Below are 24,345 nucleotides of genomic sequence, written 5' to 3'. Positions count from 1 at the left end.
GGCGGTATTGTAGAGCAAACAGAGACTAACAATGAAAAAAATGTTTTTGCCCTTGCTGGTAACTGCCGTATCAGCGGTAAGTGCTTGCAGCCCCAATAACGCGCCTGAAAACGGCTCGACGCAGCCTGAACCCCAAACTCAAATCCAAACTCAAAAAAAGAATATCGCGACTAATTTCGACGCAGTTTACGCCAGCATTTCAGATGCAGATATTCGAGAACCATTAAAAATATTGTCATCTGATGAATTTGAAGGTCGCTTGCCCACCACCATTGGTGAAACCAAAACACTGGATTATCTCACCCGTGAGTTTGAAAAAGCGGGATTGTCACCGGGTAATGGCGACAGCTACCTTCAAAAAGTCGCGTTAATGGAAATGACCGCTAACCCTGAAATGGCCATGACAATTGGCGATAATAGCTTTGCGTATAAAGAAGACATGGTTGCTTCATCTAAACGTGAGCAAGAAACCGTATCACTTGAAAACTCAGAACTGGTATTTGTGGGCTACGGCGTTAACGCTCCCGAATACGATTGGAACGATTATGAAGGCCTAGATGTTACTGGCAAAACCGTCGTGATATTGGTGAACGACCCAGGCTTCGAAAACCCTGAGAGCGGGAAATTCCAAGGCACAACGATGACCTACTATGGTCGCTGGAGTTACAAATACGAAGAAGCTAGCCGCCAAGGCGCTGCCGGCGCATTAATTGTTCACGAAACGGCTCCAGCCTCTTACGGTTGGTCAGTAGTGGCGAATAGCTGGAGCGGCCCTCAGTATGGATTAGTATCAAAAGACAAAGGCGCTAGCCGTGTTGCCATTGAAGGTTGGCTAACCTTAAGTGCTGCAGAAAAAGTATTTGCTGATGCAGGCTTTAATTTTCAAGAAGAAAAGAATCAAGCCAAGCTTGGGCCTTATCATAAAGCGATGGATATTAATGCTTCGGTAACCGTGCGAAATACATTTAAAAAATCTCAAAGCCACAATGTTATTGCCACACTACCTGGCTCAGAGTTACCCAACGAGCACGTTATTTACACCGCGCACTGGGATCATCTAGGAAAAGATGAATCTAAAGAAGGCGATAATATCTACAATGGTGCCCACGATAACGCCACGGGTAGTGCTGCTATTTTGGCTATGGCAAAAGCCTACGCCAACTTAGATATTGCGCCGAAGCGTTCTGTATCTTTTTTGATAGTCACTGCTGAGGAACAAGGTTTGCTGGGCAGTAAATACTACGCAGACAACGCCGTCATCCCGCTGGAAGATACGGTGGCCAATATTAATATGGATGCCATGAACGTGTTAGGCAAAACCAAGAACGTGGCCGTGGTAGGTATGGGTAAATCAGACTTAGAAGATTACCTTAAAACTGCTGCCGATAAACAAGGCAGAACCCTTACTCAGGAAGACCGTCCAGAAGCAGGTTATTACTATCGCTCTGACCACTTCAGCTTTGCAAAAAAAGGCGTACCTGCCCTTTATGCAGAAGGTGGTAACGAACCTGCTGACGAAACAACTGCTAAATATCGTAAACGGATGAATGTGATTGTGACGGGCTGTTATCACCAGGTATGCGATCAATACCGTGACGATTGGGATTTAAGCGGCATAGTGCAAGACACCCAACTGTTGTTTGATGTAGGTTTTAACGTAGCTAACGCTGAACAATGGCCTTCGTGGAAGGAAACCAGTGAGTTTCAACGTGAAGACTAATTTCTATCGTTGACCCTTATTTAACGCAAACAATTTAAGCTAAAAAAGCCCTGTTAATACAGGGCTTTTTTGTAGTGAGCTTTTTTACATGAACAACCCTTTGAGTTCTTCAGCGCCAAACGTCGCTATTTCAAACGCAATCAAGATAATAATTATCCATTCCAAAAACGATGAATGTTTATGATTTAGCTCTTCAGCTAACATCTCGAACAACTCATGAATAACATTCAGCTTGTTTGAAAGCACATCTACCCTTGGACGAATATCCAAGTACCGCGCCGTGGCATTATAAGCATGTTCATATTCTGGGTATTCCCAAAAGAACTCTGGTGTATCAAGCAACCCATAATGCAAAAAGATGTCACTCTTTGTACTAAACAAATGCCCACGTATCTTTGCCAAAGCAGGGCGACGCAATGTTATTTTGCCCGTTTCGGCCAACGCTTTCGGCAAATACGCATAGCGAGTAATAGTATCTTGCGCTTTGTACTCATATTCATTGAGCTTAATTGATTGCGCTAATCCATGGCTAATTGATAGCCGAAGTAATGGATCGTCAATCGAAAGCGTAATTAAGTCCCGTTGCAGCCTAAGCACATCGCTTGTAAATGCAAATTGCAGATGCTCTTGGTGAATACCAGACAATAACTTAGGGCTAACCTGTAACCTATTTAGCAAGGCAACACGCTCTTCTTCTACTACGCCCCAAAAAACCACTACGCCGTACTCAAAAAGCCAAGCTTCACCGCCTGTCACTTCAATGTGCATTGCATCACGATAGCGCGCCCCCTGAACACTCGTGTCCAATTGAAGGCTATCTACATCAGGAATAACATAAACCGAAACTCGGTCGTTTGAAAATTGCATACCCTTTACCAGGTGTTGAAAAAACCGGCAGATTATGCACCCAAAGAACGCAAAGAGATACAAATATAAATCATTTTAAATCATAAGGTTATAAAATGATTTTCGATATAAGCACAGTGAGTAAAACTTGTATCCTGCCTAGTATTTGTGCGACATATTATCTATCGCCTCTAAGAGCAGTGACGCTTTCACCAAAGAACATAGTGTTTTGGAATAACAATTTCCATTTTCTCATCATATTGTACTTGCAATTTCCTGTCAGACTGGCACATTCAAGGCATGCGAAAGCGCGATTAAAAAAAACAACAATACCTTCGCCAACTCGTTCGCGAGTACCCGACAGAAAAAACCTCAATTATTTTTCAACAAGTGAACAGAGAGAATCCGTTTTATGTGTGGTATTTTCGGTATCCTTGATATCAAAACCGATGTGTCTGAACTCAGAACCCAAGCCCTCGAATTAACAAAATTATTGCGCCACCGTGGCCCTGACTGGTCGGGAATCTGGAATAATGACAATACCATTCTTTGTCACGAAAGATTGGCTATTGTTGATGTGGACACCGGCGCTCAGCCGCTTATCAGCCAAAATGGCAAACAAGTTTTAGCCGTCAATGGCGAAATTTATAATCACAAGCAACTCGCTGACGATTTAGCAGAACCTTATCCTTTTAAAACTCGCTCAGATTGCGAGGTTATTCTTCCGCTTTATCAGCAAAAAGGTGTGAGCTTTGTTGATGAATTAGAAGGCATGTTCTCATTTGTCCTTTATGATGATGAACAGGATGCTTATTTAATTGCTCGCGACCATATGGGTATTATTCCTCTATACACAGGTTACGATGAGCATGGCAACTTCTACGTTGCTTCAGAAATGAAAGCGTTGGCGCCTATTTGTAAAACCATTAGCGAATTTCCTCCTGGGCATTACCTATGGAGTAAAGACGGACAGATCACGAAGTACTACAAACGTGATTGGATGGAATACGATGCAGTAAAAGACAACACCACTAACCTTGACGATTTACGTGTAGCGTTTGAAAAATCAGTGAAGTCTCACATGATGTCTGACGTACCTTATGCGGTATTGTTATCGGGTGGTCTTGACTCATCGTTAGTCTCTGCCATTGCGGCAAAGTATGTTGCTAAACGTGTTGAAGACGAAGATAAAACAGAAGCATGGTGGCCTCGCCTGCACAGCTTCGCGGTAGGTCTTGAAGGTGCACCCGATTTGAAAGCTGCTAAGAAAGTGGCTGATATGATTGGTACGGTACACCACGAAATTCACTTCACCATTCAAGAAGGGCTTGATGCCATTCGTGACGTGATTTTCCACCTAGAAACTTATGACACCACCACTATTCGTGCGGCAACGCCAATGTACCTAATGACCCGTAAGATTAAAGCCATGGGTATTAAAATGGTATTGTCTGGTGAAGGCGCCGATGAGATTTTTGGTGGGTACTTGTACTTCCACAAAGCGCCGAATGCAAAAGAGTTCCACGAAGAAACGGTACGTAAACTAGATCGCCTTCACTTGTTCGATTGTGCTCGTGCAAACAAGGCAACATCAGCATGGGGTGTTGAAGCCCGTGTACCATTTTTAGATAAAAACTTTATCGACGTGGCCATGCGCTTAAACCCTCAAGATAAAATGTGTCTTGATGGCAAAATGGAAAAATGGATTTTACGCAAAGCTTTCGACAACGGTGATACCTTGCCTGCTGAAGTGCTATGGCGTCAAAAAGAACAGTTCGGCGATGGCGTAGGCTACTCTTGGATTGACTCTATCCGTGATTTCGTAGAGAACGAAGTATCTGACCAACAATTTGCTTCTGCCGAGTTCCGCTTCCCTGTGAACACGCCAGATACTAAAGAAGGTTACTACTACCGCACCATCTTTGAAGGTTACTTCCCGCAAGAAAGCGCGGCTCGATGTGTACCTAGTGGCAAATCTATCGCTTGTAGTACGGTTGAAGCACTTGAATGGGATGAAAGCTTTAAGAACAATGCCGATCCTTCAGGTCGTTCAATGAAAGACGTGCACTCTGGTGCTTCTGACTAGTTCTGAGCACCTGAATTTTTAAGTAAAAAAACGCGGCTAAAGCCGCGTTTTTTTATGAGGGTGACGTCTTGTTATTGCCGCTGTTTATCAATAACGTACCAAAGCCGCTCATCGGCTAACGGCGTTTCAGACGGTAATAAGGGGTTATCAAGTGTATAGATTCGTCTGTTCTTAATATCTAGCTGCTCTAAAATGGCTTCATTTGAAGATTTAAATAGTGCTTCGAAAGAACCGTCTTCAATAGCGCGATTCAATCCTGTTTCAATTAGCCGTGCTAACGTTGGATTACTCTTATTGACGAAATAATACATGGCGGTAGGGTAATAAACTGCCATCTCGGGTTCTAACTTAAGTGATGCCGATCGCCCTTCAAGTTCAGCTGATACCTCAATGACAGAGCGAGGAAAGAAATCCCCCTTGTTTTGAAGTAACAATGAATAAGCATCTTTGAAATTAGGTACCGTGGCGACATTAAAGCCGTTGGCTTGCAGTATTTTAGTGTCTGGCCATTCTTCACCCTGCAATGGCGTGAAGTTCATTAATTCGTTTTTTGATGAAACCCGCGCAAATTCAGCTTCCCTATCTACATTGATAACAAATACCCGCAGGCCAATGAGCCCTTTCGCAATCGGGATTCGAATGGGGAGAAGGTCTTTTTCGCGTTGACTATCCGTCATACTCCACACCACATTCACCTCACGATTTTCACGCAGTTGACGCAGTGCCTTTCCAGACAGAAGAATGCGATCTGAAGGTAATAACTCGTAATTTACACCTGTTTTATCAAGGGCAAGTTTGAGCAAGGCAATGGGGTATTCGGCGCGAGCGTCAGAGTCATCTAGCGGTTTGGGGTAGTTAATTGTCCACAATGCCGCGGCACTTTGTGTTGATATAAGCAACGCACACAAATGCAGTACCGTTTTTACATACTTCAACGCCATTATCGAACTCCTTTGCTCACGCTTAAGTAATTTATTCTATACCAATATATTTATGTGTTTGTAAGGATAGTCGCCAATTACGGGCTATGCAGGTTTGTACTGCAAGTTGGGTGGCCCGTGGTTGCTGACTTATCGGCTGTAGACAAACCTGCTTACCTGCTAACGAAGTTACATCTGCTAGTAGCGCATCTAACTCATCAATATGTTTTTGCATGGCAATAGGGTGTTTTATTTCATTCGCACGCTCAAGGGCACTCAGCAAAACCGGCATGCCCCCTTTCATATTAATTTTTGGTGATACCGTCACGTAAGTCCTATCATCACACAACACTTCATAAGTGCCACTTGTTTCTATTTGAGTGGAAAAGCCGTTGTCATGTAACAACGTGGTAAGCGGGCGCAAGTCATACATACAAGGTTCACCACCGGTGATAACCACATGCTTTGCCACATAACCTTGTTCAGAAAACAGCGACAATAACTTGTTTTCATCGATTTCAAAAAAATGCTCAGACTCGTTGGTCTTATCAATAACCTGTTGTGCTGTCGTTACCAAGGCGTTGTCCAGCGTCCAAGTATGTTTGGTATCGCACCATGGGCAACCCACAGGGCATCCCTGTAAGCGAACAAAGATAGACGGAATACCGGTATGTGCCCCTTCTCCTTGGATGGTTTCGAACATTTCATTTATATTCAGCGTGGTTAATTTCGACAAAATGTCACCCTTTAACGATTGTATGTTTCGATTTTACCAAGGATCACATAAAATTCGGGCATAATTTCTCAAAACTTTAAAACTATGTCAGAAAACGTCGTTGTTATCTATTCAGGTGGAATGGACTCATTCACTGTTTTACACAAAGCTTTACGTGATGGTAAGACCGTTCACGCCCTCTCTTTTGATTATGGTCAGCGCCACAAGAAAGAATTAGATTATGCGGCAGCGGTGTGTAAATCGTTAAACGTGCCTCACAAAATTGTGGATATCAGTGCTATTAATAGCTTGATAGGCGGCTCATCGCTAACCTCTGATATCGATGTACCAGAAGGACATTACGAAGAACCCAGCATGAAGCAAACGGTCGTGCCTAATCGTAATATGATTTTGCTGTCGCTAGCAGTGGGCTATGCCGTAAGCCTAGAAGCTAACGAAGTGTATTATGGCGCGCATTCTGGCGATCATGCCATTTACCCAGATTGCCGCCCTGAGTTTGTGGAAAAGATGAGTGATGTTTGTCGCATTGCCAACTACACCCCAGTCGAGATTGTTACGCCTTATATTAAAGACAGCAAAACAGCGATTTTAACCGACGGGTTGAAAATGGGCTTAGACTACGGCGAAACGTGGACGTGTTATAACGGAAGAGAGAAAGCTTGCGGCAAATGCGGGGCCTGTGAAGAGCGCTTAGAGGCGTTCAGAGAGAATCACTGTACTGACCCCCTTAGCTACGAATAATCGATTTGGCGCCTACTCAGGCGCCTTTTAGCTTATTCACCGTTATGCGAAGTGAGTGGCTTATGGCCACTGAAATAAAAGCACTACACCCCAGTGCACCACCAATTCCATCTAGCAATGGCATCAACACCATAAAAATGACGGCAAAACATAACGACGAAATAGTTAGCAAGTAATACGAAAAACGATGTGGTGCGCTCATACCTACAAAACTACCTCCGAAAAACACCGTTGCCCAACATTCTGCTGTTTCTGATGAGCGACTTTCGCTCACTAGCACGTTCTGGAGAAGTAGCACTGAAAAGTAAAATAAAATAGTGAGTAAACTGGATGCTCGAATTACATTAAACCTTGGCAGTTTCGCTAACCGGTAGGTGGCGAATGCTCCGGCAAGGGTAGCTATAACAACTAATAGTTCCGTCAAAACAACGCCCTTAGAAGAATAAGGCTACTGACCGCGGTAAATGCAATAGCCCCTAGCCGCCCCCCAAAGCCTTCGAAAATATTACGGGTTAAGGTATAGACGCCTGCCCCTACCACAGAAATAAATAATAGCGCTTCCCACCCAGTAATAATTGCACTTGAGCACATACCCGCGAAGGCTCCCGCATAAATCGCCGCTTGAGGGTGGTTGCCATATTTATTAGGCCAATGCCAAAAACTGCCTACTAAACCCGTAAAAGCGGCAGCCAACACCACAGGTACGTCAAAATAATGATGCAGTGAAAAGCACAAATACGTTCCGAAAAAGAACGACACTAATTTAACTAAGAAGAAGATAAACCATTCCTTTTTGGTTGAAACGAAAAACGCCCTGTTTTCACAAGGCGTTTTCATACTTTATTTTTGTACCTAACTTACTTTTGACTTTCAGCTATAAAGTAAGTGAGTTCTTTTATGCAGTGTCGTAACACTGGGTTCAATCGTGTGTTCTTGCCATTCATTACAAATAGATCGTGGCTAAAATTATACAAGCTGCCATTGGCGATAGGTACTAGCCCTAGCGCTGCGCCTTGCTCTTTAGCCATGTAATCGGGTAACAAACCAATATACTCACCCGTCATGATGGCTGACATTGCAGCGTCGAAGGAGTCTGAAAAGGTTTGAATAGCAAGACGAGACTCATTATCGATGTAGTTTGCCGAAGATAAACCAGAGATACCAATGGCCGGAAAATCTTCAATTTTTATATTTTCAGGCAGTGCAGTATCACGATATTTGGCTAACGGGTGTGTAGGTGAGCAATATAAACGCCCGTCTGTTGTGATCCCGATAGGATGAAAAGTGACAGATTCGGGTTTTACCATATCGTAGGTCGATACCACCAAATGGCATTCACCAGATAAGGCAACATGCTCTACTTCATTGTATAAACGTGTTTGGATATTAACGTGGATATCATCAAATTTTTTCATCGTGCTTTTAACGGCTTTACTCACCGCTAAATGCATAGAAAGCGGCAGGCCTGCCATAAGCACGAGCGTAATGTGACCTGAGTAGTCATCGTGCAATGATTTCAAATTAAACACAAAATTATCGAAGGCGTTGAAAATACGCTTGGTTTCTTGGAAAACCACTTCGCCTTCTTTTGTCATTTGAAAGCCACCACGACCGCGGTGGCATAATACCAAATCAAGTCGTTCTTCAAGCTTCTTAATTGCAGCACTGATATTCGGACGTTGCATACGCAACACGGGTTCTGCAGCAGTGAAACCATTACAACTTGCCACCGCGTAAAACACGCGTAACAATTTAATATCCGACTCTTGAAGACGATTCAGCATAAAGGCACCATTATAGGTATAGTTATAGATACTTAAGTATCAACTATATGCAACTGGCGCCCCGATTACAACGACAATTTCAGGCGAATTTCTGCAATAAACACAATGTTATAAACAACTAAAATAAAAACGCTGCGTTTGCTTTACCTTCAATAACGCTCAATCAGTTCATCAAGATAATGCAACAACCTGTTTACGAAGTGCTTCTACATCATCTCTCAACGAAGCCGCCTTTTCGAATTCAAGCTCTCTGGCATATTCAAACATCTGCTTTTCAAGCTCGGCAATTTGATCCATTAACTCTGTCGCACTTGCCGCTTTCTTCTGTTTCTTCTTCTCTTCTACTTTGCGAAGCCTCACTTTACCGGACGCAGGATGAGCCCCTTCCCCCAAATCCATAATATCGGTAATCGGCTTGTTCAAGCGCATTGGTGTTATATTATTAGCCTTGTTGTATTCAACTTGCTTTTCACGGCGACGTTCAGTTTCGTCCATGGCTTTTTTCATAGACTTGGTAATTTTATCGCCATATAAAATGGCTCGGCCATTGATGTGACGTGCCGCCCGACCGATAGTCTGAATAAGCGAGCGTTCTGCGCGTAAAAAGCCTTCTTTATCGGCATCAAGAATCGCTACCAATGAAACCTCTGGCATATCTAGACCTTCACGAAGTAGGTTAATACCCACCAGCACATCGAACTTACCAATACGCAAGTCGCGAATAATCTCAATGCGTTCTACCGTGTCGATATCTGAATGCAAATACCGTACTTTAACGCCGTGCTCATTTAAGTATTCACTTAAATCTTCGGCCATTCGCTTAGTGAGCGTAGTAATAAGTACCCTTTCATCAAGGGCCACTCGCTTGTGAATTTCTGATAATACATCATCCACTTGGGTAGCTACTGGGCGCACTTCAATGATGGGGTCTAATAACCCTGTAGGGCGCACCACTTGTTCTACAATGTCACCATGAGTCTTTTTAAGTTCGTACTCACCGGGTGTAGCCGACACATAGACCGTCTGTGGACAAATTTGCTCAAATTCTTCAAATTTAAGTGGACGGTTATCAAGCGCTGAAGGTAAACGGAACCCGTATTCCACCAAAGTTTCTTTTCTAGAACGATCGCCTTTGTACATGGCACCAATTTGAGAAACCGTGACATGGGATTCATCAATGAACATGAGGCCATCAGCAGGAAAGTAATCTAATAACGTTGGCGGCGGCTCGCCAGGCGCTCGGCCAGAGAGGTAACGTGAGTAGTTTTCTATACCCGAGCAATAACCAAGCTCCATCATCATCTCAATATCAAATTGAGTACGCTGAGAAATTCGCTGCTCTTCTATTAACTTGTTAATTTCTAGCAGCTGCGCCTTTCTAGACTTCAATTCCCCTTTTATGTGATCGATGGCATCAAGGATTTTTTCTCTTGGGGTTACATAATGGGTTTTCGGAAACACCGTTGCCCGTACAACAGACTTGTCGACTGCACCTGTCAGTGGATCGAACAAACTAATTTTATCTATCTCATCGTCAAACAGCTCAACACGCACCGCTTGTTTTTCTGAGTCTGCAGGGAAGATGTCAATCACATCGCCGCGCACACGGAATGTACCCCGTTCGAAGGCTAAATCGTTGCGCTTGTATTGAAGCTCGGCAAGTCTGCGCAAAATATCTCGCTGATCCATGGTATCGCCCTGTCGCAAATGCAAGAGCATTTTCATATACGACTCGGGGTCACCCAAACCATAAATAGCAGAAACACTGGCAACAATCACAACATCTCGGCGCTCCATCAATGCCTTTGTCGCAGACAAGCGCATTTGCTCGATATGATCGTTTATCGATGCATCTTTCTCAATAAAAGTATCGGTACTAGGTACGTATGCTTCTGGCTGATAATAATCATAATAGGAAACAAAATATTCAACCGCATTGTTAGGGAAAAAGTCTTTCATTTCTCCGTATAACTGTGCAGCTAGTGTTTTGTTATGAGCCAGAATGAGCGTTGGCCTTTGAACTTCGTTAATAACATTCGCCATGGTAAAAGTTTTACCAGAACCGGTAACCCCTAAAAGGGTTTGTGCTGCTAAGCCACTTTCTAACCCATCAACCAAGGTTTCTATGGCTGCGGGTTGATCGCCCGCTGGCTTGTAGCTTGAATGAAGTTCGAAACCTTTACTCATTTATTAAATACCTTATTTACCTTGCCACCTAGGTAGCATGTTGTTCCTGTTTAAATACCGAGAGCGTATTTTTGAATACGACAAAAGACACGGTCGCCATGGCAATGTTTGCCACTACCGTTCCCCAATACAATCCGGTTAAACCGAAAAAGTAACTTCCCGCGATACTTATTGGCACAAAAAATACAAACAATCTAATTACACTCAACGCCAATGCACTCAAGGGGTGGTGCATCGCGTTTAACGAAGAATTCGTTAGAATTATAATACCCTGCATGCCATAGCCTAAAGGCACGATCATCAAAAACAATTGAATAAGGCGGCTAACCTCGGGTTCACTGGTAAAGGCAACGGCAATCCAGCCCGAACAAACCCACATAACAACGAATACGAATAACTGCCAAAAAAGCACAAATTTTAGCGACACCATATAAGCGCTATGTACTCTATCGAATCTATTTGCACCAACGTTTTGGCTAATAAATGGGGGTAACGTCATAGAAAGGGCAAGTACCACAATGCTAGCAATGGACTCCATTCTACTTCCTACTCCCCAAGCCGCTACGGCTTCAGCACCATAACTGGCCACCACTGCGGTCATTACGCCACCGGCTATCGGCGTAAGCATATTAGCCCCAGCTGCTGGCAGGCCTATTTTTAAAATATCCCCGCTAATTGCTTTTAGTTCAAGCAATGAAAGAAGTCGAGGTAGAATAAGGTTTCGTTTAACCGCCAATAAATAAAGTATCCAAGCTGCGCCCACCATCCACGCTAATAACGTAGCCAGTGCAGCGCCTTTGATACCCATCGCGGGAACCGGACCTGCGCCGAAAATAAACAAAGGGTCGAGTAAGGCATTTAAGCCACCTACGGTTGCCATTACAATGCTTGGGGTACGGGTGTCGCCACACGCCCTTAATACACTATTGCCCACCATTGGCAGCGAAAGAAAAATACTAGATGCATACCACAATGCCATATAATCTCTTATATAAGGTAACAAGGTTGGCGAAGCGTTCAACAGCGTAAAAATGGGTTCAATAGTGAAGTAACCAATTAACGCTAACGTCCCCACCAAAATGGCAGAAAGCATAAGGGAGCCTGTCGCGTAATTTTTTGACTCACTTAATTCGCCACTGCCCTGCAGTTTGCCAATAATAGCTGACGTACCAATTCCCAAACCAATATTTAAACTAATGACGGTAAAGGTGACGGGAAAGGTAAAACTAATGGCAGCAAGAGGTTCAGTGCCTAGTAAACTAACAAAAAAGGTATCAATTAACCCGAAGCTCATCATCATGACCATGCCCAGTATCATAGGTATAGTCATGCGTTTTAGGGTAGAAGGAATATCACCGTTTAAAAGATTCGCTGCTCGGCTCGGGGACTCGTCTGTTTTCACAAACCCTCACAATAGTTGATTGGTAGAAATAAGTGGCGCTAATAAATTACTGACTTTTGTATATAACTAAACTTGCCTTGCAACAAGAAGCTGACAGTAGTCTATGTGAGACTGACCACATTGGCTATGTTAAATCGACCAAGCTAAGTTTACGCTAGCTCAGGTGTCGGTTTTCCCACCTAACCACATTTTCAATTTAATACTAATGACTAATTTACACGTTTTAAGCGGACATTTGCGCAGATGTCGCTGAACTCAGTTTTTTAATAGTTAAAGTTTCACGCGTTGTCAGTTTAGTTTATGAAATAAGCCAATTTAGTGTAATGACAATTTCATTACGGCTAGATTGCGCTTTTAAGACAGTCTATCGGTTGATTAACCGTGGATAAGCGTTGAAGCTAAACCAAACAAAAAATGTAAAATTTATGTAAACCATTCATTTCTGACTGTTATATCGTCGAAAAAGTAACTGATAGTCGACGAATTAACACACAAGATATTTTTTGTCCAATTGATCTATTAAGATCTTAATCAGAGATCCCGTAATAACAAATAACCGCTTGAAATATAAGTTTTTTAAGTAAAAACGGCTAGGGCGAGTTCACGATCATGACCACGATGATCTTACCAATTTGTCTTCACGCTAATAACTATCAACATAGTTATCCACAGAATTAGTGGATAACTAGCTCTACCCCAGCAATTACGCCCTATGCTGGGTGACCCCTTCCTAATTATGTAAGTGAAGACTAACCTTGAGATACTAAGCGCTAGGTTACATATTTATTAAACACTGTACATAATATCAGTATACAAAACATTTTTTATTCTTTTTTATTATATAGGTTTCGTATTTCGCTACTGCATAACATCAGTCACTATTCTTAAAAATTCATTCCTTTGATAATGCAGTTAAATACGTCGATACGAATACTCGCTCAGTAATTAAGCACTACTTTCTCGCTTTTGGTGCAAATTTGAACACAAAACCCCTGAAAAGCTATTTTTTGACCACTTAGCATAAAAAATTCATTAAGGTTGTTGACAGAAACCCAGATGCTCTTTAATATTCCGCCCCGTTGAAAAGCAGGTCCCCTTTAGCTCAGTTGGTTAGAGCGACGGACTGTTAATCCGCAGGTCCCCCGTTCGAATCGGGGAAGGGGAGCCAACTTTTCATCGACAACTTTAAGTGCAATTCCCCCTTAGCTCAGTTGGTTAGAGCGACGGACTGTTAATCCGCAGGTCCCCCGTTCGAATCGGGGAGGGGGAGCCACTTGGTTGGCTCATTACCGCTTTATCCTCTTTTTACTATCTCATACGTTTTTCTTTCTAATACCGCTTATATATTCATTAAATAACCCTAATTCAATCAAGTTGTTAATCTGCGCCTAAAAAGCGATAATAGACAAATTATTCCTGTTTCAATTTCGAGTACGGCCATTAAGCCAAGACTCAACTAATTCCTGGTAGGAATTGCGATTTTCATGACTGAATTTTTATTACTATTAATTGGTACCGTATTAGTTAATAACTTCGTGCTGGTGAAGTTTCTTGGCTTATGCCCTTTTATGGGTGTGTCGAGCAAACTCGAAACCGCCATGGGCATGTCTATGGCCACCACGTTTGTATTAACACTAGCCTCGGCCACAAGCTACTTAGTAGAGACTTATCTACTTGCGCCTTTAGGTATTGGCTACTTACGAACATTAGCGTTTATTCTAGTGATTGCTGTTGTGGTTCAGTTCACGGAGATGGTAGTGCATAAAACCAGCCCTACCCTTTACCGCTTATTAGGTATTTTCCTTCCTCTTATTACCACCAATTGCGCTGTGCTTGGTGTTGCTTTACTGAACCTTACCGAGCAGCATAACTTTATGGAAAGCCTTATTTATGGCTTTGGTGCGGCTGTTGGGTTTTCCTTGGTACTTGTTCTATTTGCGGCCATGCGAGAACGTTTAGCTGCCGCCGATGTACCCGTTTCATTTAAAGGGGCGTCAATTGCTATGATAACGGCGGGCCTTATGTCACTGGCGTTTATGGGCTTCAGCGGTTTGGTGAAAGTATAATGACCATGACATACGCCATCATCGCTTTAGGCGCGCTTGCACTTCTGTTCGGTCTCATTCTAGGTTACGCCAGTATTCGATTTAAGGTGGAAGGCGACCCACTGGTTGATCAAATTGACGAAATATTGCCCCAAACTCAATGTGGCCAATGTGGCTACCCTGGCTGTAAACCCTATGCAGAAGCCATTGCTAATGGTGATGAAATTAACAAATGCCCCCCTGGTGGTGAGTCGACAATAAAAAAACTTGCCGATTTAATGGGGGTAGAACCAAAACCTTTAGATGCGGCTCACGGCGAAGAAGATACAAAAAAAGTCGCCTTCATTCGAGAAGACGAATGTATTGGTTGTACCAAGTGTATTCAAGCATGCCCCGTTGACGCCATATTAGGTGCAGCAAAGCATATGCATACGGTAATTGTTGAAGAATGTACGGGCTGCGATTTATGTGTAGATCCCTGCCCCGTAGACTGTATCGATATGGTGCCTGTTACACCAACCACAGCAACATGGAAGTGGGATTTTTCCTCATCACCCAAAGGTGACATTCCAATTAAAATGGTGTCGTAAGCGTTGAACTATCCAGATTTTGATAACATTATTGAACGCCTAAATTCCGGGAAACTATTTTCTTTCCCTGGCGGCGTGCACCCTGATGATAAAAAGCGATTGTCGAATAAAGCTGCCATTGTGCAACCATCAATGCCAGACCTGCTTACATTACCTATACGTCAACATGTGGGTTCAGAAGGCATATGCTGCGTAAACGTAGGTGACTATGTTTACAAAGGCCAACCGCTATCCAATGCTACAACACCTTATGCTGTGCCAGTTCATGCACCCACTTCGGGGCACATTGTTGCTATAGCACCGCACGTGGTAGCCCATCCCAGTGGCCTTACGGAAATGTGCGTTAGCATTAAACCCGATGGTAAAGATACCTGGGGCGAGCTTACACCGTTAGCTGATTATACCGCAGTAAATAAAAATACGATTGTAGATGCCATTTGCCAAGCCGGTATTTCAGGCATGGGGGGCGCTGGCTTTCCTACCCATATTAAAACCGCAACGAGCAAACCCGTTGAGTTCTTAGTGCTAAATGGCGTGGAGTGCGAACCATACATTACCGCAGATGACCGCCTCATGCGTGAACACGCGTGGCAGATTCGCCAGGGCTTAGATATTCTAGCGCACATTATCGAACCTAAAGCGATTGTTATTGCCATTGAAGATAACAAGCCTGAAGCCATTCAAGCACTTAATATAGCCTGCCAAGACAAGGACGCGTATCGGGTAGTACCTATTGAAACGAAATACCCTGCTGGTGGTGAGAAACAATTAATTCAAGTTATCACGGGCCGCGAAGTGCCCCGTAACGGTCTTCCGGCAGACATTGGCGTAATGATGTTTAACGTGGGGACATGCTTTGCCATTGCCGATGCTATTTTACACGGTAAGCCACTTATTGAACGTATTGTCACGGTAACCGGTGATGCCGTAGCTAAGCCTGCTAATTTTCGAGCTTTACTTGGTACACCAGTAAAGCACTTGCTAGAAGAAGCCAGCTACCAAGCTAAAAAGCAAACGTCGCCTAAAGTGATTATGGGCGGCCCTATGATGGGCTTTGCCTTGGCGGATGCCACCATACCTGTGGTGAAAACCACTAACTGTTTATTAGTACCCAGCAAAAAAGAACTGGTAGACGATAACGCCGAACGCCCATGTATTCGTTGTAGTGCGTGTGCTGACGCATGTCCGGTTTCTTTACTACCACAACAAATGTTTTGGCACGCCAAAGCAAAAGAATACGACAAAGCTGAAGACTATGATCTTTTCGACTGTATCGAATGTGGCGCTTGTGCGTATGTATGCCCCAGTGAAATACCTTTGGTTCATTATTACCGCCAAGCTAAATCTGAAATACGATTGCAACGAGACGAAAAGAACAAAGCAGAAAAAGCGAAACAACGTTTTGAAGCGCGAAATGAGCGCCTGGAACGGGAAAAAGAAGAGCGTGAAGCGAAACACCGCCGCGCTAAAGAAGCACGACTTGCTGCAAAGAGTAATTCCGATAGCCAATCTGCATCACCTGCCCCTTCTACAGAGCAAAATAGCTCTAAAGATAAAGTCGCGGCTGCATTAGCCAGAGCCAAAGCGAAAAAAGCAGCCCTTCAGAGCGCTAATTCTGACGGAACAAGCGTAGTTGACGCAAAATCTGCAGCCACAACTAGCACATGCACTACCGCAAGCTCACCCGCTGATGATAAAAAAGCGCAAGTTGCCGCCGCCATAGCACGCGCTAAAGCTAAAAAAGCCCAGAAGCATAAAGAATCGGCGTCTGAAGCAGCTAAAGCTGATGAAGTTTTTTCAGAATTTCAATCGACAGCACAGACAGATCAACAAGCGACTGAAACCCAAGTTGAAAACCAAACTGAAAATGTAAGCACGGCTGCCGACGATAAGAAAGCGCAAGTTGCCGCCGCCATCGCGCGAGCAAAAGCCAAAAAAGCAGCACGCCAACAACAAGACAAAAGCAGCACTGAAGTAATTAGAAGCGATTTACCACATAGTCAGGCAAAGGAAGAAGTTTCTGAATCAGCTTCATCAACGCAACTGCAAGATGAGAAAAAAGCCCGGGTAGCCGCCGCAATTGCTAAAGCAAAAGCTAAAAAAGCAGAATTACAAAAACAGCAGAACCGTGGCGATTTAAAAACGCCTAAAACAGCGTCAGATGATGCTGAAGCTACTGTTGAAGCCAAAGCTAGCCGTATTGATACAGAACACGAAAAGCTTCTTGAAAGGCCAAACAGTAGTGCTGACAACGCCGAAAAAGAGCCAAACAACGAAACCACGAACACCGCGGATGACAAGAAAGCCAGAATAGCTGCGGCGGTAGCAAAAGCTAAAGCGAAAAAACGTTTAGCTGAAATTCAGAAAACGCAAACTGATGATTCAGGCACTGCTAGTCAAGATGTTGAGCCTGAGCAGGTAAAGGTATCAGAGAAAGCCGAGTTATCTCCCCCTACAAGCGAAGCCGAGCAAACCGCTCCACAATCAGTACTATCTGAAGAAGCAAACGATCCTGCTCTTGAGAAAAAACGCCGTATTGCAGCGGCCGTCGCTAAGGCTAAAGCAAAAAAAGCAGCGGCAGAAAGTGAGAACAATCAATCATGAAATTAACCTTATCTAGTTCTCCCTATCAAAGAGTGAAGCGCGATACTGGCCAGGTCATGCGCTTGGTCATTTATGCCATGGTGCCTGGTATTATTGCTCAAACCGTATTTTTTGGATGGGGTACATTCATTCAAGCCTTTTTAGCGGTCGCCAGCGCCCTCGTTTTTGAAGGGGTTATCCTCTGGTTACGTAAACGCCCTATCGAGCGTACGTTAACCGACTACTCCGCCATACTAACCGGCCTGCTAATTGCTATTAGCATTCCGCCTACTCTGCCATGGTGGATGACGATTACAGGCGTATTTTTCGCCATTGCCGTCGCCAAACAAGTATACGGTGGCTTAGGGTTTAACATTTTCAATCCAGCGATGATTGGCTATGTAGTACTGTTAATTTCATTCCCGGCCGCCATGAGTTTATGGTTACCCCCGCAGCACCTAGCTAGCTTAACACCTAGCTTCTTAGACTCTGCGGCACTTATTTTTACCGACTTTTCGACCACAGGTTACGATGTTACCCAGTTACGGACTGTGGCAGACGGTGTAACAATGGCCACACCGCTCGACACCCTAAAAACTGACTTAACCTTGGGTATTACGTACTCAGAATCATTGCTCAGACCTATTTTTTCCACGGGGCTATTTCAATCTGCTGGTGCAGGTTGGGGATGGGTAAGTTTAAGTTATTTACTTGGCGGCCTGTGGCTTGTGAAGTTAAGAGTGATTAGCTGGCATATTCCAGGCAGCATGTTGGCGTCAGTGGCAGTTTTTGCATTATTGCTTTATATGATTGATGCCGATCATTATGCATCGCCGCTGTTTCATCTCATTAACGGTGCAGTGATGGTAGGCGCATTCTTTATTGCCACCGACCCGGTATCTGCGTCAACCACACCAAAAGGGCGCATAATTTATGGCGCAGCCATTGGCTTTTGGGTGGTTATCATTCGAGTTTTTGGCGGTTACCCAGACGCGATTGCTTTTGCAGTCATTATTATGAATATGGTTGTGCCGCTGATTGATTACTATACCCGCCCCCGTACATACGGGCATCAGGTTACTAAGAAAGCAAGGCGAGTAGAGTAAATGGTAAAAGAGACGCTAGTAAAAAATGGTTTGATGCTAAGTGCGTTTGCGATAATTGGTACTGCGCTCATCGCCCTCACCTATAACGGTACAGCCGAACGTATTGCACAACAACAAAAGCAAAAATTGCTTAGTATATTAAATGAAGTGGTGCCGCATGAGTTACATGACAATGAGCTTTATGCTGATTGCACGGCGGTGGTAAGCTCCAATTTAGGCACCCAAGAACCTCATACGGTTTATCGAGCACGGATAAACGGCGAACCTACAGCTCTAGCCATTGAAGCTACCGCACCAGATGGTTATAGCGGTGATATTGCGCTGGTCATTGGGGTAGATACGCAAATGAATGTGCTTGGTGTTCGCGTGTTGGAACACAAAGAAACCCCAGGGTTGGGTGATAAAATAGAATTGGCGATCAGCGATTGGATAACGTCATTCACCGGAAAACACTTTTCAGTAAGTGCCTTGCCTGTATGGCAAGTGAAAAAAGACGGCGGTGAGTTCGATCAATTCACTGGTGCCACAATAACGCCGCGAGCGGTGGTTAGCGCGGTTAAAAATGCACTGCTTTACGTGCAAGATAACCAACAAACTTTATTTTCAGCCCCTAATTTGTGCGGCATTGAAAATGACGTATTACCAACCAATGAGGTGTTAAGCGAATGACAGATTATCGCGACCTTACCCTCCAAGGTATTTGGAAAAACAACCCAGCCCTAGTACAACTTCTAGGCTTATGCCCTTTGCTGGCGGTAACCGCCACCTTTATAAATGGACTAGGGTTAGGCTTAGCTACCACGCTAGTATTGATTGGCAGTAACGTTACCGTTTCATTGGTACGTAATATTGTTCGAAACGAAATACGCATTCCTGTATTTGTTATGATTATTGCCGCTTTTGTTACCATAGTGCAGCTTTTAATGAACGCCTTTACCTACGAGTTATACCTTGCGCTGGGCATATTCATTCCATTGATTGTTACTAACTGCGCCATCATCGGCAGAGCGGAAGCTTTTGCCTCTAAAAACAGTGCGGGCGCATCAGCGTATGATGGCCTAGTGATGGGATTAGGGTTCACCTTCGTACTTGTTGTGCTTGGCGGTATGCGAGAAATTTTAGGTGCTGGAACCTTGTTCGCAGGTGCCGACAGGCTATTCGGCAGCATTGCCAGTAACTGGACACTCACCTTATTTGAAACCGATTCTCCTTTCTTGCTGGCAATTTTGCCTCCCGGCGCGTTCTTAGGCATGGGACTGTTAATTGCCTTTAAGAATATGATTGATGCTCGAATAGCGGCCCGCGAGACTACGGTAAAAGAAAAAGCCACTCGCGCACGTGTTACCGCCGACGCATAACAAATGCTAAGCGGCTAGTTGCAGAGAATATGACTAAGCCTGAATAGCTAAGCCTGAATGGAAAAGCCCGAGTGGAAAAAGAACGAGCTAAATAAAAATGAATAACACAAAAAGACGTGAAATCTTAACCCGACTTCGGGACGATAACCCCCACCCTACTACTGAGCTTAATTTCTCCACGCCCTTTGAGCTGTTGGTCGCGGTCACCTTGTCGGCGCAATCTACCGATGTTGGCGTAAACAAAGCTACTGACAAACTTTTTCCGATTGCCAATACCGCTCAGGCTATCTCTGCTCTTGGTGAAGATGGGTTAAAGGAGTACATAAAAACCATTGGTTTATTCAACTCAAAAGCCAAAAATGTACATCGCTTAAGTGAAATTCTGGTCGAAAAATATAATGGTGAAGTACCCGAAAGCCGAGAAGCCTTAGAAGCTCTGCCAGGCGTTGGCCGTAAAACGGCTAACGTAGTACTGAATACCGCGTTTGGCTGGCCTACCATCGCTGTAGACACCCACATCTATCGCGTAAGTAACCGCACTAAATTGGCTATGGGTAAAACCGTTGAGAAAGTTGAAGAAAAGCTGCTAAAAGTGGTTCCTAAAGAATTTAAAGTCGATGTGCACCACTGGCTCATTCTGCACGGTCGTTATACTTGTGTAGCCCGAAAGCCTCGTTGTGGCTCTTGTATCATTGAAGATTTGTGTGAGTTTAAGGATAAATCAGAATAAGTTTTTTTTAGTTTTTAGTATAAAAGAAAAACGAACATTAGCTCTCATAAAGTTAATGTAGAGTATTATAAACTTTTTGTTTCACACTTCTTGCTAGTTCCATCTTTTTCAATACAGGGATGTCAGTGTCTAATGTAAACTCAATACCTGAATGATAAGACCGAGTAACGCACATTAAGCAAAGTTTGCTCACTGCGAGATGCCATGAAAACACTTAATAGACAAAGTAATGCCTCTAGAAAACCTTATCTTAAATACACTGAGTGAACAGAGGTAAAACTTTAGATTAGCTAGGCTCATTGTTGTATTCCTTTCGGCGAGTTAGAGCCTGCGGACTAAATTGCACCCACCTAAATAAATACATTATTACTACTTTTGTTATTCCACTGGTAATCGCAAGAACCATTAACGGCCAACCCATTTTAAGGCCCATCGTTAAAGCGAAAGCAATAGTTGAAATATCCATCATAAAGATAAACTGGCTCATTTTTAAATCTATGGCTCCGGTACTACCAGACTGTACAATTAACTTTATTTGATGGTAGTAACCTTGAGCCATTAATAATGAAATTGTCAGTATGAGAGTTGTCGACACATATCGACCTTCATCTGCAATTGTGTCACCCCAAAAGAGTCCAATAATGCCAAAACATAAGAAGAGCAAAGCTACCAAGAGCACATAAAAAGATGATTTTGTTTTTCTATCCAGCCAAATTTCATACAAAATAGTTCCCACTAGTAGTGTCGCGATCAATCGAGGCCAAACAATATAGTGATTAAACGGCTCGATCGAGTAACCATAAATAAAGAATGAAAAATAAGCTAAGTAACTGACGGTGAATTGATTAATCGATAGTAATTCTGTTGCTCCGCCACTTGAAACATACTGCTTTCTTAGCCAAATCATATTCACTTGTGACAAAACGCCAAATAGGCTTATGAAAATAAATAGCGTATTAACAGTGCCAAAAAAATTATAAGCCCCCATAACTACCTCCCAAATTAAAGTGACACAATTAAAACACACACTGTCGACAATAAACAAGAATAAATTAATTAGAGAGGCAATTAAAAGAAATTACCAACGATATTGTCGACAATTGAACTTAACCATGAACTCATTAGATCATTCAAGGTTACGATAAATGAATGCACGAAATCTAAAACCTCTATGTTACTGGTTTCTTTGTCGGCATAGCGCCTGACTGAAGCTTGCTTGTTCACTTCTCCCTCATCTAGCATCCGTATACTTTGGCTGGCCTACCATCGCTGTAGACACCCACATCTATCGCGTAAGTAACCGCACTAAATTGGCTATGGGTAAAACCGTTGAGAAAGTTGAAGAAAAGCTGCTAAAAGTGGTTCCTAAAGAATTTAAAGTCGATGTGCACCACTGGCTCATTCTGCACGGTCGTTATACTTGTGTAGCCCGTAAGCCGCGCTGTGGCGCTTGTATTATTGAAGACTTATGCGAGTTTAAAGATAAAACTGAATATGCTGAGTAGCTTACACAAGGATCTTAACCTGTCAGACAACTCGCTGAGAGTGAGTAGAGAGCTAGCTGAGATATTGTAATAAGTTACCTGCCAAAAACGTCTATCGCAATGCTGCCCGCCTGGTAGAAAACCTCTCGTCCGAATAGCGTTACTAGCCAACGCTTATTAAAAAGCGTCAGATACACTTTACATAGCCTGAACAATATTTAATCGTATTCGATTCAAGTTGTTTAATGAAGGTTCCGGATATCGGTAGGGCTTTTCCGGAATGTAGGAAGTCAAAGTCGACTAACTAATATTATATTTTGTAACATTTAAACTGTTCAATATCTTGTGCTGAAAAATGTTCTGTTTTAGGTTTGTAAATATCAATTACTTACTACTTGGTTAACTCGTTGTCTTCTGTATTTATACGCATCAGCCTGGGAATTATTGCGATATTGGTAACCGGTGTATTGGTGATTACCGCTCTGTATTTCACCCCATTAGCGCCACCACTTGTTCAAAACGAAAAGCAAGATTTAATCATTATCGATAACGTCAATATCGTCGATGTGATTGGCGGAACGATACTGAAACATAAACAAGTCATCATCGAAACAGGGATCATTACAAACATTCGAGAAGCAGAGTCTCGTTTTCCAAAAGACAATGGCTATATCGTGGCTGGTAATAACCAGTATTTGATGCCGGGCTTGTGGGACATGCATTCCCATCTTGCTTTTAACGAAGCGCCACAAATAACAATGCCCCTTTACATAGCCAATGGCGTTCTGCACTTGCGCGATATGCAAGGCATTATGAATATTGTCGAAAAGAGAAGACGATGGGCTGAATCAATCAATAATCACGAATTACTCGGCCCCAGAATTGTCGGTTCCGCTGATCATATCGTAGGCGATAATTATGACCGTCGCGATGTCGAAAAAGTGGTATTAAAAACATCAGAAAGTACGAATGCCTTTATAAAAATATACAGTCAGATAAAAGAACCTCGTTTTCTCAAACTAGCGGGATTGGCAGAGCGACATGATGTCCAATTTGCAGGTCACTATCCGTTAAGTATTGATCCAATTTTGGCATCCAATGCTGGTCAACGAAGTTTTGAACACGCGCATTTATTCATTGATAACGCGTCCACAAAGGCCCCCCTCTTGCGTCAATATTACAGTGAAACATTCTCAAATAACGGCGTAGCAAAGACTCACCGACCGACGAAGATAGAAATTCTTGATACATTCGAACAGCAGAAATTTAACTTACTGGTTGCCGCAATGGTGCAAAACAACACGTATTTTGTGCCAACTCACATTACTAAACGATATGAGGCATTTAGCCACGACAATGAATTCCTATCAGATGGAAAACTCAAATATATTCCATTTATGGTTCAAAATCTTTGGGCAGATGATGCCCAAGGCATGAAAGCGTACTCTGCAGACACACTCAGTCAATATTACCGTAGAGGTCTTGAGTTAACGGGGCAAGCCCATCGACAAGGGGTTAAGATACTCGTAGGGACAGACACCTATGATCCTTACTCATTTCCGGGCTTTTCGCTTCATACTGAATTAGAACAATTGACAAAAGCCGGCTTATCAAATGCCGAAGCACTCGCATCAGCAACAATTTTGCCAGCAACCTATTTTCAAAGGCAGCTAAAAATGGGAAGTGTAGATATAGGCAAAATGGGTGATGTTATTTTGCTTGATAAAAATCCTTTGGCTGACATCCAAAATACCAAGAGTATCAAGATGGTCATTTATGATGGCGCGGTGTATGACGAACAAGACTTGATGCGGCAAAAAGATTATGTAGAGACTAATGTCAGTGGTGTTAATAACCTACTAATCACGGTCAAAATGATAGTCGCAATGCTTCAAGATAATACCCCGGAGGCTAGAAACGCCGGATACTAATCTCTGAGGTTATTTATGTTATAGATTTATTAGCATTTGCCCAGCTTAACACTGCTGTAGACACGCTTATTTTCGAGTACTAGAACCGCACTAAAT

General features: G+C 43.2%; 21 protein-coding genes, 2 tRNA genes and 1 pseudogene. 14 read left to right on the top strand and 10 right to left on the bottom strand.

The genetic code is table 11. The annotated features are described in order from the left end of the window. Window positions 1-31 precede the first annotated feature (31 nt). Window positions 32-1,720 (top strand): M28 family metallopeptidase, encoded by a 1,689-nt coding sequence (locus FLAVO9R_RS05955; protein ID WP_159529643.1) that lies wholly within the window; start codon window positions 32-34, stop codon window positions 1,718-1,720. Window positions 1,721-1,804: 84 nt separating this feature from the next. Here the strand turns inward: FLAVO9R_RS05955 and FLAVO9R_RS05950 are convergent, their stop codons facing one another. Next, window positions 1,805-2,587 carry an RMD1 family protein gene (locus FLAVO9R_RS05950; protein WP_159529641.1) on the bottom strand — a complete coding sequence of 261 codons (783 nt, stop codon included), beginning with the start codon at window positions 2,585-2,587 and terminating at the stop codon, window positions 1,805-1,807. A 391-nt stretch (window positions 2,588-2,978) separates the two neighbouring features. Between FLAVO9R_RS05950 and asnB the strand changes: the two genes are divergently transcribed. Next, window positions 2,979-4,652 (top strand): asparagine synthase B, encoded by a 1,674-nt coding sequence (gene asnB / locus FLAVO9R_RS05945; protein ID WP_159529639.1) that lies wholly within the window; start codon window positions 2,979-2,981, stop codon window positions 4,650-4,652. A gap of 71 nt (window positions 4,653-4,723) precedes the next feature. On the opposite strand, the gene FLAVO9R_RS05940 is transcribed toward asnB, so the two are convergent. Both FLAVO9R_RS05940 and queE read right to left on the bottom strand, forming a co-directional pair. Next, a complete protein-coding gene (locus tag FLAVO9R_RS05940) occupies window positions 4,724-5,593 on the bottom strand; it encodes an amino acid ABC transporter substrate-binding protein (RefSeq protein WP_159529637.1) in 870 nt (289 codons plus the stop codon). 31 nt (window positions 5,594-5,624) lie between these two features. Then, window positions 5,625-6,275 (bottom strand): 7-carboxy-7-deazaguanine synthase QueE, encoded by a 651-nt coding sequence (gene queE / locus FLAVO9R_RS05935; RefSeq protein WP_159534429.1) that lies wholly within the window; start codon window positions 6,273-6,275, stop codon window positions 5,625-5,627. 117 nt (window positions 6,276-6,392) lie between these two features. Between queE and queC the strand changes: the two genes are divergently transcribed. Further along, a complete protein-coding gene (gene queC, locus FLAVO9R_RS05930; RefSeq protein ID WP_013784947.1) occupies window positions 6,393-7,049 on the top strand; it encodes a 7-cyano-7-deazaguanine synthase QueC in 657 nt (218 codons plus the stop codon). Between the two features lie 16 nt (window positions 7,050-7,065). Here the strand turns inward: queC and FLAVO9R_RS05925 are convergent, their stop codons facing one another. The 5 genes from FLAVO9R_RS05925 to FLAVO9R_RS05905 all read right to left on the bottom strand — a co-directional run bounded on the left by FLAVO9R_RS05925 (window position 7,066) and on the right by FLAVO9R_RS05905 (window position 12,338). Further along, window positions 7,066-7,473 (bottom strand): hypothetical protein, encoded by a 408-nt coding sequence (locus tag FLAVO9R_RS05925; RefSeq protein WP_159529635.1) that lies wholly within the window; start codon window positions 7,471-7,473, stop codon window positions 7,066-7,068. Beyond that, window positions 7,470-7,886, bottom strand: a complete 417-nt coding sequence (locus tag FLAVO9R_RS05920) for a hypothetical protein (RefSeq protein WP_309475307.1) — start codon at window positions 7,884-7,886, stop codon at window positions 7,470-7,472. The genes FLAVO9R_RS05925 and FLAVO9R_RS05920 overlap by 4 nt, the downstream gene beginning before the upstream one ends. Before the next feature lie 20 nt (window positions 7,887-7,906). Beyond that, the gene (locus FLAVO9R_RS05915) at window positions 7,907-8,833 is read right to left on the bottom strand and encodes a LysR family transcriptional regulator (protein ID WP_159529633.1); all 927 of its coding nucleotides are present in this window, start codon (window positions 8,831-8,833) and stop codon (window positions 7,907-7,909) included. A 171-nt stretch (window positions 8,834-9,004) separates the two neighbouring features. Continuing rightward, on the bottom strand, window positions 9,005-11,020 hold the full coding sequence (uvrB, locus tag FLAVO9R_RS05910; RefSeq protein ID WP_159529631.1) for an excinuclease ABC subunit UvrB: 2,016 nt from the start codon (window positions 11,018-11,020) through the stop codon (window positions 9,005-9,007). 28 nt (window positions 11,021-11,048) lie between these two features. After that, complete coding sequence (locus FLAVO9R_RS05905; RefSeq protein ID WP_159534425.1) at window positions 11,049-12,338, bottom strand: MATE family efflux transporter; 1,290 nt, start codon at window positions 12,336-12,338, stop codon at window positions 11,049-11,051. A 1,175-nt stretch (window positions 12,339-13,513) separates the two neighbouring features. Here FLAVO9R_RS05905 and FLAVO9R_RS05900 point away from each other — a divergent pair. The 9 genes from FLAVO9R_RS05900 to nth all read left to right on the top strand — a co-directional run bounded on the left by FLAVO9R_RS05900 (window position 13,514) and on the right by nth (window position 20,834). Beyond that, a tRNA-Asn gene (locus FLAVO9R_RS05900) sits at window positions 13,514-13,590 on the top strand. Window positions 13,591-13,618: 28 nt separating this feature from the next. Beyond that, window positions 13,619-13,695, top strand: a tRNA-Asn gene (locus FLAVO9R_RS05895). Between the two features lie 211 nt (window positions 13,696-13,906). Then, the gene (rsxA, locus tag FLAVO9R_RS05890; protein ID WP_013784953.1) at window positions 13,907-14,488 is read left to right on the top strand and encodes an electron transport complex subunit RsxA; all 582 of its coding nucleotides are present in this window, start codon (window positions 13,907-13,909) and stop codon (window positions 14,486-14,488) included. Next, entirely contained in the window at window positions 14,488-15,057 is a 570-nt protein-coding gene (rsxB, locus tag FLAVO9R_RS05885; protein ID WP_013784954.1) for an electron transport complex subunit RsxB, read from the top strand. Before rsxA ends, rsxB begins: the two co-directional genes overlap by 1 nt. A gap of 3 nt (window positions 15,058-15,060) precedes the next feature. Beyond that, a complete protein-coding gene (rsxC, locus tag FLAVO9R_RS05880; protein WP_159529629.1) occupies window positions 15,061-17,661 on the top strand; it encodes an electron transport complex subunit RsxC in 2,601 nt (866 codons plus the stop codon). Beyond that, window positions 17,658-18,746 carry an electron transport complex subunit RsxD gene (gene rsxD / locus FLAVO9R_RS05875; protein WP_159529627.1) on the top strand — a complete coding sequence of 363 codons (1,089 nt, stop codon included), beginning with the start codon at window positions 17,658-17,660 and terminating at the stop codon, window positions 18,744-18,746. Before rsxC ends, rsxD begins: the two co-directional genes overlap by 4 nt. Then, a complete protein-coding gene (rsxG, locus tag FLAVO9R_RS05870) occupies window positions 18,747-19,415 on the top strand; it encodes an electron transport complex subunit RsxG (protein WP_159529625.1) in 669 nt (222 codons plus the stop codon). Continuing rightward, a complete protein-coding gene (locus FLAVO9R_RS05865; protein ID WP_159529623.1) occupies window positions 19,412-20,104 on the top strand; it encodes an electron transport complex subunit E in 693 nt (230 codons plus the stop codon). The genes rsxG and FLAVO9R_RS05865 overlap by 4 nt, the downstream gene beginning before the upstream one ends. Before the next feature lie 97 nt (window positions 20,105-20,201). Further along, window positions 20,202-20,834 (top strand): endonuclease III, encoded by a 633-nt coding sequence (gene nth / locus FLAVO9R_RS05860; RefSeq protein WP_159529620.1) that lies wholly within the window; start codon window positions 20,202-20,204, stop codon window positions 20,832-20,834. Window positions 20,835-21,120: 286 nt separating this feature from the next. Here nth and FLAVO9R_RS05855 read toward each other — a convergent pair whose 3' ends face one another. Both FLAVO9R_RS05855 and FLAVO9R_RS05850 read right to left on the bottom strand, forming a co-directional pair. Continuing rightward, window positions 21,121-21,822, bottom strand: coding sequence for a hypothetical protein (locus tag FLAVO9R_RS05855; RefSeq protein ID WP_159529618.1), 702 nt, complete (start codon window positions 21,820-21,822; stop codon window positions 21,121-21,123). An 80-nt stretch (window positions 21,823-21,902) separates the two neighbouring features. Further along, entirely contained in the window at window positions 21,903-22,076 is a 174-nt protein-coding gene (locus FLAVO9R_RS05850) for a hypothetical protein (RefSeq protein ID WP_159529616.1), read from the bottom strand. Window positions 22,077-22,084: 8 nt separating this feature from the next. Here FLAVO9R_RS05850 and FLAVO9R_RS05845 point away from each other — a divergent pair. Both FLAVO9R_RS05845 and FLAVO9R_RS05840 read left to right on the top strand, forming a co-directional pair. Then, window positions 22,085-22,339, top strand: a pseudogene (locus tag FLAVO9R_RS05845) (endonuclease III); the annotation flags it as partial. Between the two features lie 386 nt (window positions 22,340-22,725). After that, window positions 22,726-24,249, top strand: a complete 1,524-nt coding sequence (locus FLAVO9R_RS05840; protein WP_159529614.1) for an amidohydrolase family protein — start codon at window positions 22,726-22,728, stop codon at window positions 24,247-24,249. The last annotated feature ends 96 nt before the right edge of the window (window positions 24,250-24,345 follow it).

The sequence above is a fragment of the Alteromonas sp. 38 genome (genome assembly GCF_902506055.1).
Lineage (GTDB): Bacteria > Pseudomonadota > Gammaproteobacteria > Enterobacterales > Alteromonadaceae > Alteromonas > Alteromonas lipotrueae.
This window is presented reverse-complemented; position numbering and strand designations above follow the sequence as displayed.

Excerpts from the sequence above, each read along its gene's own strand:
- FLAVO9R_RS05905 (WP_159534425.1), bottom strand. The coding sequence starts at position 12,338 with ATGATACTGGGCATGGTCATGATGATGAGCTTCGGGTTAATTGATACC.
- FLAVO9R_RS05920 (WP_309475307.1), bottom strand. The coding sequence starts at position 7,886 with ATGAAAACGCCTTGTGAAAACAGGGCGTTTTTCGTTTCAACCAAAAAG.
- FLAVO9R_RS05950 (WP_159529641.1), bottom strand. The coding sequence starts at position 2,587 with ATGCAATTTTCAAACGACCGAGTTTCGGTTTATGTTATTCCTGATGTA.
- rsxD (WP_159529627.1), top strand. The coding sequence starts at position 17,658 with ATGAAATTAACCTTATCTAGTTCTCCCTATCAAAGAGTGAAGCGCGAT.
- rsxG (WP_159529625.1), top strand. The coding sequence starts at position 18,747 with ATGGTAAAAGAGACGCTAGTAAAAAATGGTTTGATGCTAAGTGCGTTT.
- FLAVO9R_RS05940 (WP_159529637.1), bottom strand. The coding sequence starts at position 5,593 with ATGGCGTTGAAGTATGTAAAAACGGTACTGCATTTGTGTGCGTTGCTT.
- FLAVO9R_RS05865 (WP_159529623.1), top strand. The coding sequence starts at position 19,412 with ATGACAGATTATCGCGACCTTACCCTCCAAGGTATTTGGAAAAACAAC.
- nth (WP_159529620.1), top strand. The coding sequence starts at position 20,202 with ATGAATAACACAAAAAGACGTGAAATCTTAACCCGACTTCGGGACGAT.
- rsxA (WP_013784953.1), top strand. The coding sequence starts at position 13,907 with ATGACTGAATTTTTATTACTATTAATTGGTACCGTATTAGTTAATAAC.
- FLAVO9R_RS05955 (WP_159529643.1), top strand. The coding sequence starts at position 32 with ATGAAAAAAATGTTTTTGCCCTTGCTGGTAACTGCCGTATCAGCGGTA.
- FLAVO9R_RS05915 (WP_159529633.1), bottom strand. The coding sequence starts at position 8,833 with ATGCTGAATCGTCTTCAAGAGTCGGATATTAAATTGTTACGCGTGTTT.
- asnB (WP_159529639.1), top strand. The coding sequence starts at position 2,979 with ATGTGTGGTATTTTCGGTATCCTTGATATCAAAACCGATGTGTCTGAA.
- FLAVO9R_RS05855 (WP_159529618.1), bottom strand. The coding sequence starts at position 21,822 with ATGGGGGCTTATAATTTTTTTGGCACTGTTAATACGCTATTTATTTTC.
- FLAVO9R_RS05850 (WP_159529616.1), bottom strand. The coding sequence starts at position 22,076 with ATGCTAGATGAGGGAGAAGTGAACAAGCAAGCTTCAGTCAGGCGCTAT.
- queE (WP_159534429.1), bottom strand. The coding sequence starts at position 6,275 with ATGTTCGAAACCATCCAAGGAGAAGGGGCACATACCGGTATTCCGTCT.
- queC (WP_013784947.1), top strand. The coding sequence starts at position 6,393 with ATGTCAGAAAACGTCGTTGTTATCTATTCAGGTGGAATGGACTCATTC.
- uvrB (WP_159529631.1), bottom strand. The coding sequence starts at position 11,020 with ATGAGTAAAGGTTTCGAACTTCATTCAAGCTACAAGCCAGCGGGCGAT.
- rsxB (WP_013784954.1), top strand. The coding sequence starts at position 14,488 with ATGACCATGACATACGCCATCATCGCTTTAGGCGCGCTTGCACTTCTG.